11 protein-coding genes are annotated in these 12138 nt (G+C 74.9%); 6 read left to right on the top strand and 5 right to left on the bottom strand.

What is annotated here, in order from left to right; translation table 11 throughout:
• Positions 1-36: 36 nt before the first annotated feature.
• The gene (locus ACFWH7_RS08340; RefSeq protein ID WP_378216037.1) at positions 37-2232 is read left to right on the top strand and encodes an alpha/beta fold hydrolase; all 2196 of its coding nucleotides are present in this window, start codon (positions 37-39) and stop codon (positions 2230-2232) included.
• Positions 2233-2265: 33 nt separating this feature from the next.
• Here the strand turns inward: ACFWH7_RS08340 and ACFWH7_RS08335 are convergent, their stop codons facing one another.
• The gene (locus tag ACFWH7_RS08335; RefSeq protein WP_378216036.1) at positions 2266-2979 is read right to left on the bottom strand and encodes an HAD family hydrolase; all 714 of its coding nucleotides are present in this window, start codon (positions 2977-2979) and stop codon (positions 2266-2268) included.
• A gap of 136 nt (positions 2980-3115) precedes the next feature.
• On the opposite strand from ACFWH7_RS08335, the gene ACFWH7_RS08330 reads away from it, so the two are divergent.
• Positions 3116-3982 (top strand): PAC2 family protein, encoded by an 867-nt coding sequence (locus ACFWH7_RS08330; RefSeq protein ID WP_047232858.1) that lies wholly within the window; start codon positions 3116-3118, stop codon positions 3980-3982.
• A gap of 34 nt (positions 3983-4016) precedes the next feature.
• Here the strand turns inward: ACFWH7_RS08330 and mshC are convergent, their stop codons facing one another.
• Positions 4017-5291, bottom strand: coding sequence for a cysteine--1-D-myo-inosityl 2-amino-2-deoxy-alpha-D-glucopyranoside ligase (mshC, locus tag ACFWH7_RS08325; RefSeq protein ID WP_378216035.1), 1275 nt, complete (start codon positions 5289-5291; stop codon positions 4017-4019).
• A 129-nt stretch (positions 5292-5420) separates the two neighbouring features.
• On the opposite strand from mshC, the gene ACFWH7_RS08320 reads away from it, so the two are divergent.
• The gene (locus ACFWH7_RS08320) at positions 5421-6527 is read left to right on the top strand and encodes a magnesium and cobalt transport protein CorA (RefSeq protein WP_378216034.1); all 1107 of its coding nucleotides are present in this window, start codon (positions 5421-5423) and stop codon (positions 6525-6527) included.
• 7 nt (positions 6528-6534) lie between these two features.
• Here ACFWH7_RS08320 and ACFWH7_RS08315 read toward each other — a convergent pair whose 3' ends face one another.
• Entirely contained in the window at positions 6535-7410 is an 876-nt protein-coding gene (locus tag ACFWH7_RS08315) for an undecaprenyl-diphosphate phosphatase (protein ID WP_053370741.1), read from the bottom strand.
• Positions 7411-7619: 209 nt separating this feature from the next.
• On the opposite strand from ACFWH7_RS08315, the gene ACFWH7_RS08310 reads away from it, so the two are divergent.
• Positions 7620-8588, top strand: coding sequence for an aldo/keto reductase (locus tag ACFWH7_RS08310; protein ID WP_378216033.1), 969 nt, complete (start codon positions 7620-7622; stop codon positions 8586-8588).
• Between the two features lie 10 nt (positions 8589-8598).
• Here ACFWH7_RS08310 and ACFWH7_RS08305 read toward each other — a convergent pair whose 3' ends face one another.
• Complete coding sequence (locus ACFWH7_RS08305) at positions 8599-8916, bottom strand: hypothetical protein (RefSeq protein WP_053370739.1); 318 nt, start codon at positions 8914-8916, stop codon at positions 8599-8601.
• Positions 8917-9018: 102 nt separating this feature from the next.
• On the opposite strand from ACFWH7_RS08305, the gene ACFWH7_RS08300 reads away from it, so the two are divergent.
• Together ACFWH7_RS08300 and ACFWH7_RS08295 are read left to right on the top strand one after the other, a co-directional pair.
• Positions 9019-9252 carry a DUF5703 family protein gene (locus tag ACFWH7_RS08300; RefSeq protein WP_009861400.1) on the top strand — a complete coding sequence of 78 codons (234 nt, stop codon included), beginning with the start codon at positions 9019-9021 and terminating at the stop codon, positions 9250-9252.
• A gap of 39 nt (positions 9253-9291) precedes the next feature.
• Positions 9292-10152: a fructosamine kinase family protein gene (locus ACFWH7_RS08295; protein ID WP_378216032.1), complete on the top strand. Its 861-nt coding sequence runs from the start codon at positions 9292-9294 to the stop codon at positions 10150-10152.
• A 19-nt stretch (positions 10153-10171) separates the two neighbouring features.
• Here the strand turns inward: ACFWH7_RS08295 and ACFWH7_RS08290 are convergent, their stop codons facing one another.
• A complete protein-coding gene (locus ACFWH7_RS08290; RefSeq protein ID WP_378216031.1) occupies positions 10172-11551 on the bottom strand; it encodes a M20/M25/M40 family metallo-hydrolase in 1380 nt (459 codons plus the stop codon).
• Positions 11552-12138: the final 587 nt, after the last annotated feature.

The raw sequence follows: 12138 nt of genomic DNA, 5'->3' as shown, positions 1-12138 counted from the left end.
GTGGGCATGCGCACCGCACCGGAGGACACTGCGGAGATGACGGGTCGACCCGTGCCGCGCCCCGACCCGACCCCCGTCCGGCCGCCCGACCGGACCGGGGTCGTCGTCCGCGACGGCGTACCGCTCCCCTGGGCCGTCCACGGCACGACGGGTCCGACGGTCCTGCTCCTGCCGACCTGGTCGCTCGTGCCGTCCCGCTTCTGGAAGGCGCAGGTGCCGTTCCTCTCGCGACGCTTCCGCGTCGTGACCTTCGACGGTCGCGGGAGCGGGGACGCCGGGCGGCCCGAGGGCGCCGCCGCGTACACCGACGAGCAGTACGCGGCGGACGCCGCCGCCGTGCTGGACGACACGGGGACACGGGCCGCCGTCGTCGTCGGGTACTCGTGCGGGGCCGCCTGGGCGGTCCACCTCGCGGCGGCCCACCCGGGACGCGTGCAGGGGCTCGTCGCGATCGCTCCCTCGTGCGGCCTCGCCGTCGCGGCACCGGAACGCGAGCGGTACGCCTGGGACGCACGGCACGACACGACGGAGGGCTGGGCCAAGTACAACAAGGCGTACTGGCTCGGCGGGGGCTACGACGACTACGTCGACTTCTTCGCCCGGAAGATGTTCACCGAGCCGCACTCGTCGAAGCAGGTCGAGGACGTCGTGCGCTGGGCGCACGAGATCGCCCCGCAGACGCTCGCCGACACCACCGCCGGCCGGTTGGGGCTCGAGGGAGCCTTGCGCACCCCGCTCGAACCGCTGTGCGCGCAGGTGTCCTGCCCCGTCCTCGTCGTGCACGGGACGCACGACGCCGTCCGCCCGGCCGCGATCGGCGAGCGCCTCGCCGCGCTCACCGGCGGGGAGCTCGTCCTCGTCGACGACGGTGGGCACGGCCTGCCGGCCCGGGACCCGGTCCGGACGAACCTCCTCCTCCAGGACTTCGTCGAGCGGACCGTCCCCGACGAGGTCGTCCCGCGGCCCCGCCGCCGCACGTGGACGCGCGCGCCGAACCGTCACCGCCGCGCGCTCTACCTCTCGTCCCCGATCGGGCTCGGGCACGCGCGCCGCGACCTCGCCGTCGCCCGCGCGCTGCGCGCGCACCACCCGGACCTCGAGGTCGACTGGCTCACCCAGCACCCGGTGACCCGCCTGCTCGACGACGCCGGGGAGCGGGTGCACCCCGCCTCGGCCTGGCTCGCGAACGAGTCCGCCCACGTCGAGGACGAGTCCGCCGACCACGACCTGCACGCCTTCCAGGCGATCCGGCGGATGGACGCGATCATGGTGAACAACTTCATGGTCTTCGCCGACGTCGTGGACGAGGGCCGCTACGACCTCGTCGTCGGCGACGAGGCCTGGGACGTCGACCACTTCCTGCACGAGAACCCCGAGCTCAAGCGCTTCTCGTTCGCGTGGATGACCGACTTCGTCGGCTGGGTCCCGATGCCCGACGGAGGCACCGCGGAGGCGGCCCTCACCGCCGACTACAACGCCGAGATGATCGAGCAGCGGGCGCGCTACCGCCGCGTCCGGGACCGCTCGGTCTTCGTCGGGAACCCGGCCGACGTCGTCGACCTCCCGTTCGGCCCCGGCCTCCCGGGGATCCGGGAGTGGACGGAGGCCAACTTCGACTTCGCCGGCTACGTCACGGGTTTCGTGCCTCCGTCAGAGACGGAGCGCGAGGCGCTGCGGCGCGACCTCGGCTACGGCCCGGACGACGTGCTGTGCGTGGTCACCGTCGGTGGCTCCGCCGTGGGCGCGTCCCTGCTGCGGCACGTGCTCGACGCCGTCCCGGCCGCACGGCGCCTCGTCGACGGGCTGCGCGTCCTCGTCGTGACCGGCCCGAGGATCGACCCCGCGAGCCTGCCCCGACGACGGGGCGTCGCGTACCGCGGCTACGTGCCCGACCTGTACCGGCACCTGGCCGCGTGCGACCTCGCGGTCGTGCAGGGCGGCCTGACGACGTGCATGGAGCTCGCCGCCGCCGGTCGCCCGTTCCTCTACGTCCCCCTGCGGCACCACTTCGAGCAGAACGTCCACGTACGGCACCGGCTCGAGCGCTACGGCGCGGGACGGTGCGTGGAGTACGCCGAGGCGTCCGACCCGGACGCGCTCGCCGCGGCGATGGTCGCCGAGCTCGCCGCCACGCACGACGGCGGAGCCGGACGAGCACGCGGCGCGACGAGGCTGCCGGTCGAGACGGACGGGGCGGCGCGCGCCGCCGCCATGCTCGCCGAGCTGCTCTGAGCTCGTCGACGGCGCGTCCGCGCGCTCCTCGCCCTAGGCCGCGTCGTCGGCCATGAGGTCGACGACCTCGCCGGAGACGAGCCGGGCGAGCAGGTCGAGGTCGACGAGCTCGAGCGACGGCGTCCGGCTCAGCCCGGGAGCGGGCAGGACGGGGACCACGGCCTCCACGCCGAGCGTGGCCGCGCCGGACGCGCGCGCGGACGCGATGCCCGCGGGCGAGTCCTCGATCGCGACGCAGCGCGCGATGTCGACGCCGAGCCGCTCGGCCGCGAGCAGGTAGGGCTCAGGGTCGGGCTTGCCGCGCTCGACTTCGTCCCCGCACACGAGCACCTGGAACGCGTCGTCCGGCGCGAGCTCGGCGACCGGCGCGGCGAGCTCGCGGTACGACATCGTGACGAGCGCGCACGGCACGCCCGCCTCGCGCAGCGCCGTGAGCAGCTCGCGCGCGCCGGGCTGCCACGGGACCTCGGCCCGCACCTGCTCGATGACCCGCCCCATGAGGAACGCGACGATCTCGTCGATCGGCAGGTCGACTCCCCCGCGGTCCCGGATGATCCGCGCGGACTCGCGCAGCGGGTTGCCGACGAGGGACATGGCGTCCTCGTGCGTCCACGTGCCTCCGTGCGCGTCGACGAGCTCGTGCTCCGCCGCGATCCAGTAGGGCTCGGTGTCCACGAGCGTCCCGTCCATGTCCCACAGGACGGCCTGCGGGAGGGCGGGATCGGTGGCGGGGCGCGGGGACGTCACGGCATGGCTCCAAGGACGAGGGGCGGGGTCCGGGCGGGGCACGACACGGTGCACCCGGCCGCTCCACCCTACGTGGGGCTACGCCACGCGCGAACCCGCTCCGCCGTCGTCGGGCCCGGCCGCATAGGCTGGGGCGATGACCGAGAACGCGACCGAGGGCACCCGGCAGACCGTGATGATCGCGGCGTTCGAGGGCTGGAACGACGCGGGGAGCGCCGCCACGGCCGCCCTCCAGCACCTGCACGAGGTGTGGGGCGCGGAGGACGTGGACGAGCTCGACCCCGAGGAGTACCACGACTTCCAGGTGAACCGCCCCGTCGTCACGACCGACGACGACGGGCTCCGCGAGATCACGTGGCCGACGACGACGATCGCGTCCGCGGTCCTGTCGCCCGGCGGGCGCCGGGTCGTGCTCGTGCACGGCATCGAGCCGTCGATGCGGTGGCGCCGGTACTGCCGCGAGCTGCTCGACATCGCGGAGGAGCACGACGTGCGCACGGTCGTCACGCTCGGCGCGCTGCTCGCGGACGTCCCGCACACGCGGCCCATCCCGATGACGGCGACGTCGGAGAGCGTCGGGCTCCAGGCGGTGCTCGACGTCGAGCCGAGCACGTACGAGGGCCCGACCGGCATCGTGGGCGTGCTCCAGCACGCCGCCGCCGAGCGCGGGCTCCAGTCGGTGTCGCTGTGGGCGGCGGTGCCGCACTACGTGGCGCACCCGCCGTCGCCGAAGGCGACGCTCGCGATCCTCGCGCGCATCGAGGAGCTCCTCTCGGAGCCGATCCCGCTCGGGGACCTGCCGGAGGACGCCGAGGCGTGGCAGCACGGCGTCGACGAGCTCGCGGCGGAGGACGCCGAGATCGCGGAGTACGTCCAGCAGCTCGAGGAGGCGAAGGACACCGCGGAGCTGCCCGAGGCGAGCGGCGAGGCGATCGCGCGCGAGTTCGAGCGCTACCTGCGCCGCCGCGACCGCGGCAACCCGGGCAAGGGGCCGACGGTCTGACGCGTCCGCGCCGCCGCGGGCGTGCGGCGGTGCGTCAGAGGCGCACGCCGAGCAGCGCGTTGACCGCGCGGGCGACCACGCCGGGCGCGCCCTCGTCGTCGCCGGACGTGTCGCGCCCGGGACGCAGCGACTCCGCGGCCCAGGCGTCGACGGCCGCGAGGGCCGCGGGCGCGTCGAGGTCGTCGGCGAGGGCGGCGCGCACGGCGGCGAGCGTCGCGGTGGCGTCGGGACCGCCGTTGCCGGAGACGGCGTCGCGCCAGGTTTCCAGGCGGCGCACGCCGGCGGGCAGGTCGTCGTCGGTCCACTCCCACTCGCCGCGGTAGTGGTGCGCGAGGAGCGCGAGGCGGATCGCCATGGGGTCGACGCCCGTGGCCCGCAGCTTCGAGACGAGCACGAGGTTGCCGCGCGACTTGCTCATCTTCTCGCCGTCGTACGCGACGAGGCCGGCGTGGACGTGGGCGCGGGGCGCGCCGCCGCCCGAGAGCATGCGGTCGTGCGAGGACGACATCTCGTGGTGCGGGAACAGCAGGTCCGCTCCCCCGCCCTGCACGTCGAACGGCAGGCCGAGCCCGTCGCGCGAGATCACGGCGCACTCGACGTGCCAGCCGGGCCGCCCGGTGCCGAGCGCGCCGCCGTCCCACGCGGGCTCGCCCGGGCGCTCGCGGCGCCACAGGAGCGGGTCCAGCGCGTCCTTCTTGCCCTCGCGGTCGGGGTCGCCCCCGCGCTCGGCGAAGAGGTGCTGCATGACGTCGCGCGCGAGGCACGAGACCGACCCGAACGCGGGGTCGGCCGAGAGGTCGGCGTAGACGTCGCCGAGCCCCGGGTCGGTGCCGCCCGCGCCGGGCTCGACCGGCACGCGGTAGGCGAGCCCGGCGTCGAGGAGCTGGGTGACGGCCTCCACGACGGCGGGGATCGTCTCGACCGCGCCCTCGTAGACGTCGGGCGGGACGACGCCGAGCGCCGTCATGTCCTCGGCGAAGAGCGCCGTCTGGTCGACGGCGAGCGCGCGCCAGTCGACGCCGGTCGCGGCGGCGCGCTCGAGCAGCGGGTCGTCCACGTCGGTGACGTTCGACGCGTACCGCACGCGGTGCCCCGCGTCCGTCCACGCGCGCACGAGCAGGTCGAACGTGACGTAGGTGGCCGCGTGGCCGATGTGGGTCGCGTCGTACGGCGTGATGCCGCACACGTAGAGGGTCGCGTCCTCGCCCGAGGCCGCGACGACGAGCTCACGGGTCGTCGAGTCGTGCACCCGGACCGGGAGGCCTCGTCCGGGGAGCTCGGGGATCTGCGGGGCGGGCCAGCTGTGCACGCGTCAACCTTAACCGTCGGGACGTGCCCGGCCGATCGCCGTCCGGGACGCGGGCGGCGCGTGCGAGGCGGACGGACGGCCGTCGCCCGCGCCCGGGCAGGTGGGTGCCGGGCGCGGGACAATGCGGACGTGACCAAGCCCACGGACCCCCGCGTCGGCACGCCGCCCCCCGAAGCGCCCGGCGCCCCCGGCACCCGTCCCGCGGACCGGGCGCTCGGGGCGTGGACGGTCGACCCGGGCGCGGGCGGCGTCCGGCCGACCGACCGGGTCACCCTCCCGGACCTGCTCTGTCGCGACGACACGCCGGACGGCGACGCACCCCACGGCGCCGACCGGCCCGACGTCCGCGGTCCGGCGACGTGGGCGCGGCTGGCGGACCTCGACGCGGTGCTCGACGCCGCCTGCCTGGTCGCGACGAGCCCCGGGACCACGCGGCACGACCTGTCCCGCCGCACGCACCGCCCGCTCGCCCACGTGCGGCGGGTCGCCGCCGACTGGCTCCTGCTCGTCACCCCGACGGCCTGGTACACCGAGAGCGACCGCCAGGTGCACACGGGCCAGTTCGCCGCGCTCCTCGGTCCCGGTGTCGTCCTCACCGCCGAGGAGGGGGACGCGGACGTCCACGCGATCATGCTCGACAAGCTCGGGGCCCCCGGCGACCCGCGCGGCACACCGGTCCAGCGCATCGTCTCGGCCGCGGTGCTGGCCATCGTGGGCGGCGCGTCGGAGGTGGAGCTCGGCCTCGGGGACGCCGTCGCCGACACCGAGCGGGTCGTGTTCGACCAGGAGCGCGAGGACCCCGTCGAGCGCATCTACGACCTCAAGCGCGAGATCACCGAGGCGCGGCGGGCTCTCATGCCCGTCTCGGCGGAGCTGCCCGAGCTCCTCGACCCCGACGTGCCGGACCACCTCGGCGTGAACCGGCGCATGCTCGAGCGCGTGGTGACGACCGTCGAGCGGATCGACCGCCACCTCGACGCGCACGACGACCTGCTCTCCGACATGCTCCAGGTCCACATGTCGCAGGTCTCGGTGCGCCAGAACGAGGACATGCGCAAGATCTCGGCCTGGGCCGCGATCCTCGTCTACCCGACGATCGTCGCGGGGGTCTACGGCATGAACTTCCGGAACATGCCCGAGCTGCACTGGGCGTTCGGCTACCCCTTCGCGCTCGGGCTCATGGCCGCCGGCTGCCTGGTGCTCTACCGCGTGTTCAAGCGCGTCGGCTGGCTCTGAGCGCGGGTCACGGGGTGGACGCGGCCGTCCCGCCGGGCTCGAGCACCCCGGTGAGCAGGAGCAGCACGACGAGCGCGGCGAGCACCAGGCGGTAGACCACGAACGGCGTGTAGCTGAACGTCGAGACGATCTTCAGGAACGCGATGATGACGAAGTAGCCGACGACGAACGCGACGAGCGTGGCGATGAGCGTCGCGCCCGCGCCGGGCGCGCCGGGCGCCGGCTCGTCCGCGGACTTGAAGAGCTGGTAGAACCCCGAGCCCATGACGGCGGGGATCGCGAGCAGGAACGAGTAGCGCGCCGCGGCCTCACGGGTGAAGCCCATGAGGAGGCCCGCCGTGATCGTGCCGCCGGACCGGGAGACGCCCGGGACGAGCGCGAGCGCCTGCGCGAACCCGAAGGCGACGGCCTGACCGGGCGAGAGCTCGCGCAGCGTGCGCCGCTTGGCGCCGATCCGGTCCGCCCAGCCGAGCAGGAGCGCGAAGACCGCGAGCATGAGCGCGGTGAGGTAGAGGTTGCGGAACGTGTTCTCGATCGCGTCCTGGAAGAGCAGGCCGAGCACGACGATCGGGATCGAGCCGAGGGCGATGTACCAGGCCATCGCGGCGTCGTGGTCGTGCCGACCGAGGCGCGCCTTCCAGTCCGTCCCGTGGTCGCCGCGCACCGAGCGCCACCACGCCGCGCAGATCCGCGCGATGTCGCGACGGAAGTACAGGAGGACCGCCGTCTCGGTCCCGATCTGGGTGATCGCCGTGAAGGCGGCCCCCGGGTCCTGCGAGCCGATGAGCTCGCCCACGATGCGCAGGTGCGCGCTCGAGGAGATCGGGAGGAACTCGGTCAGGCCCTGGACGAGGCCGAGGAGGACGGCTTCCCACGCGTTCACGAGCGGCCACGATACCCGCTCGGGAGGGCCGCTCCGGTACCTCGGGGGCCGGTCGTGCGCACCGGGTGAACGCCGCGCGACGCGCGCGTGAACACCCGTCGCCGCGACCCCGGTCCCCGCGCTCGCGGCCGGGTGAACCTCGCCGCAGCGGACGTCGGCCGCGCGCCTCGACGGTCGCTCGCCGGGGTCCGCCGGTACCCTCGGCTCCCATGGAACACCGCCACCTCGGCAGCACCGGACTGCGCGTGTCCGAGCTCGGCCTCGGCACCATGACGTGGGCCCGGGACACGGACGAGCTCGACGCCGCCGAGCAGCTGCGCGACTTCGTCGACGCGGGCGGGACCCTCGTCGACACCGCCGCCTCGTACGCCGACGGGGACGCCGAGTCGCTGCTCGGTTCGCTGCTGGGGGCGAAGGTCGACCGGCGCGACGTGCTCCTGTGCACCAAGGCGGGCGTGCGCCGCACGCCGCAGGGTCCGGTCGTCGACGCGTCCCGCGGGGCGCTCCTCGACTCGCTGGACGACTCGCTGTCCCGCCTGGGCACCGACCACGTCGACCTGTTCCTCGTGCACGCGCCCGACCCGAGCACCCCGTTCACCGAGACGCTCTCCGCGCTGCGGCACGCCGTGACGTCCGGGCGCGCGCGCTACGTCGGCCTGTCCAACCACCCCGCGTGGGCGACCGCGCGTGCCGCGACCCTGCTCGGCGGTGCGGACGACGTCGGTCTCGCCGCGGTCGAGCTCGAGTACTCGCTGCTCCAGCGCGGCGCGGAGCGGGAGGTCGTGCCGGCGGCCGAGGCGCTCGGCCTCGGGCTGCTCGCCTGGTCGCCGCTGGGGCGGGGCGTGCTCACGGGCAAGTACCGCCGCTCGCTCCCCGCGGACTCGCGCGGCGCGTCGCCGCACCTGTCCGCGTTCGTCGAGCCCTACCTGGACCAGTCCTCGTCGGGGATCGTCGAGGCCGTCGTCACCGCGGCCGACGGGCTGGGCCGCGCCCCGCTCGACGTCGCGCTGTCGTGGCTCCTCGGCCGCCCCACCGTGGCGAGCGCGATCGTCGGAGCGCGAACCCCCGCCCAGCTCCGGACGTCGCTCGCCGCGACCGACCTCGAGCTCCCCGACGCGGTCCGTGCGGCGCTCGACGACGTGAGCGACCTGGAGGTCGGCTACCCCGAGCGGTGGTGACGCCGGCGCGTCAGCGCGCGCCGTCGGTCTCCAGCTCTCCGGTCAGGACGTCGTCGTCGAGGGTGTCGTCGAGGTCGTCGACCTCGTCCTCCTCCTCGTCGTCGTCCTCGTCGTCCTCGTCGTCGTCCTCCTCCGCGAGGTAGAACGGCGTCGCCTCCCCGTGGACCTGACCGAGGGCCTCGTCATAGACCTCGAAGGCGTCCGCGAGCACGTAGTAGGCGTCGTCGACGGAGGGGTCGTCCTCCCCGCGGCGTGCGGCGACGGCGTTGTAGTGGGCCTCGAGCGCGGCGATGAACCGGTCGAGCGCGGCACGCGGGTCAGCGGTCATACCCTGACGGTAGCGCCGAGAGGGGCACAATGGCACTCGTTAGTCGGGCAGGTTCGTCCCGCCCGACCGACGACCGAGACAGGCGAGAGAGGACGGTGGCACGTGGAGGAGAGGCCGACGTCACGTCGGCGGTCCGGATGGGCCGCGCACGGCGGGCAGTACGAGTACCGCGTCCTGACGATCGACCGCTCCACGAGCCGGTCGGACGCGAGCAGGCTGCTCACCGACGAGGCCGAGTACGGGCGCTGGGAGCTCGCCCGCACGCGGCTCTACGTCGGGGGCGAGCGCCGCGTCTGGCTCCGCCGCAAGATCATCCGGGTCAGCTCCACCCTGTGAGGGCGACCCGGTGGGTCCGACCCTCGTGAGCCCGACCTCGTGAGCGGTCCCGTGCGCGGCGACGACGCCGGGCCCGAGGGCGCGTCGTCGTCGGGGGTCTTCACGAAGTCGCGCGCCGACGCACCCCCGGGCTTCTTCGACTGCGAGGCGGCGGGGCTCGCCTGGCTCCGCGTCGCGGGAGGGCCGCGCGTCGCCCAGGTCCTCGACGTGGGCACGACGCACCTCGACCTCGAGCGCGTCGTGCCCGCTGCGCCCACACCCGAGGCGGCGCACGCGTTCGGCCGGGCGCTCGCCGTCGTGCACGACGCGCGCGCCCCCGCCTGGGGCGCGCCGGCGCCCGGCTGGCAGGGCGACGCGTTCTTCGGACCGCTCGACGACCCGCTGCCGATGCCGACGGGCGCGTGGCCCGACTGGCCCTCGTTCTACGCGGAAGCGCGCCTGCTGCCCGTCGCGCGCCAGGGACGCGCCCGAGGGGCTCTCGACGCCGGCGACGCGGAGCTCCTCGAACGGCTGGGACAGCGCCTCCCGGACCTCGCCCGCCCCGCGCTCGACGACTCCCCCGCGCGCGTGCACGGCGACCTCTGGTCGGGCAACGTGCTCTGGGCCCGGCGCGAGCACCGCACGGACGGTGGGCGGGACGCCGTCGAGGCCGTCCTGATCGACCCCGCCGCTCACGGCGGGCACCGCGAGGCCGACCTGGCGATGCTCGCCCTGTTCGGCGCCCCGTACCTCGACGAGATCGTCTCGGGGTACCAGGCCGCGTACCCGCTCGCGCGCGGGTGGCGCCACCGCGTCGCGCTCCACCAGGTGTACCCGGTCGCCGTGCACGCGGTGCTGTTCGGCGGCGGCTACCGCGCGCAGCTGCGTTCGACGGTCCGGACGCTGCTCGGCGACGACTGAGCCGTCGGCCGGCCGGGCGTCAGCAGGTGCGCAGCAGGCGGTCCAGCACGCGTACCCCGAACCGGAGCGAGTCGACCGGCACACGCTCGTCGACCCCGTGGAACATGCCGGAGAAGTCGAGGTCCGCTGGCAGGCGCAGCGGCACGAAGCCGTAGCCCGTGATGCCGAGCCGGGCGAGCGACTTGTTGTCCGTGCCGCCGGAGAGCGTGTACGGCAGCACGGTCGCCTCGGGGTCCTCCGCGAGGAGCGAGTCGACCATGGCGTCGACCAGGTCGCCCTCGAACGGCACCTCGAGCGCGATGTCCCGGTGGATCTCCTCGACCCGCACGTGGTCGCCCGCGAGCGCGCGCAAGGTCGCGAAACCCTCCTTCTCGTGCCCGGGGAGCAGGCGCGCGTCGATCGCCGCCTCCGCCCGGCCGGGGATGACGTTCGCCTTGTAGCCGGCGGTGAGCTGGGTCGGGTTGGAGGTGTGGCGCACGGTCGCGCCGACGAACCGTGAGGCCGGGCCGAGCGCGGCGACGAGCGCCTCGATCGACGACGGGTCCTCCGGGTCGTACCGGAGCCCGGTGAGGTCCGCGACGCCGCGCAGCAGCCTGTCGACCGTCGGCGTCAGGGTGTTCGGCCAGTGGTGGGCGCCGATGCGCGCGACCGCCTCCGCGAGCCGCGTCACCGCGTTGTCGTCGTTCACCTGCGACCCGTGGCCCGCGCGGCCCTCCGCGACGAGGCGCAGCCACGCGATGCCCTTCTCCGCCGTCTGGAGCAGGTAGGCCCGCCGCCCTCCGACCTCGACCGAGAACCCACCGACCTCGCTGATCGCCTCGGTCGCGCCCTCGAACAGCTCGGGTCGGTGGTCGACGGCGTAGCGCGCCCCGTACACGCCCCCCGCCTCCTCGTCGGCGAAGAACGCGACGACGACGTCGCGCGCGGGCTTGCGCCCCTCGCGCGCCATCTGCCGCACGACCGCGAGGATCATCGCGTCCATGTCCTTCATGTCGACGGCGCCGCGACCCCACAGCAGGCCGTCGATCTCCTCGCCCGCGAACGGGTCGACCGACCAGTCCGCCGCCTGCGCGGGCACCACGTCGAGGTGCCCGTGGAGCACGAGCGCCGGCCGCGTCGGGTCCGCGCCGTCCAGACGGACGACGACGCTCGCCCGGCCGGGCTCCGACTCGAACAGCTCCGGCTCGAGCCCGACCTCGTGCAGCAGCCCCATGACGTACTCCGCCGCGCGCCGCTCCCCCGGCCCGGTCCCGTCGCCGAAGTTCGACGTGTCGATCCGCAGCAGCTCCCGGCAGATCCGCACCACCTCGTCCTCCGCTCGCGGCACCGTGCCGGAAGGGACGTCGACGGTCGCCGGGGTGCGGGCGCTGGCCAGGGAGTCCGGGTGCGGAGCGGTCATGGCGACACGCTACCCGTCGCCGTCGGCACGGCCGACCGCCCCGGCCGCCCGCTCACATCCCGGACATCACCGAGCGAGAACCCCGGTGGGCCGAGGTAGAACCGTGGTCACGCGAGATAGAGCCTTGGTCACGCGAGGTAGAACCGTGGTCCACCGAGGAAGAACGCTGCCCGGTCGGGGTAGAACCGTGGTCGTGTCCGACGGCGGCCGGTCGCCCGTCGCGGTCGGGCCACCGTTGCGGCTGGGTCACCGTCCGAGGTGGTCGGACCCGCCGAGGGCAGTCGGGTCGCCCGGGGCTGGACCCGAGCGGCGCGGATCGGGCAGGCACCAGACGCACGGGACGCGTCAAGATCACCTGCTCGCCGCCGGGCCACGGCACCAAGGTGCAGCCGTGCGCGCCGCCGGTGCGACGCGAGAGACATGGGCCGCGAAGCGTGAGTCGCAAGACCGAGGGCCCCGCGGGCAGTCACCCGGGGCGGGCACAGACCGAGGCGAGACGACGCCGGGGCGGGGTGGGTGGTGGTGCCGCGTCGTGGCGGGCCTGGCGGGAGCCGCGAGGAACGGGCGGCGGATGGTAGACGCGGCAC

The sequence above is a fragment of the Cellulosimicrobium cellulans genome (genome assembly GCF_042723955.1).
Classification (GTDB): Bacteria; Actinomycetota; Actinomycetes; order Actinomycetales; family Cellulomonadaceae; genus Cellulosimicrobium; species Cellulosimicrobium cellulans_H.
This window is presented reverse-complemented; position numbering and strand designations above follow the sequence as displayed.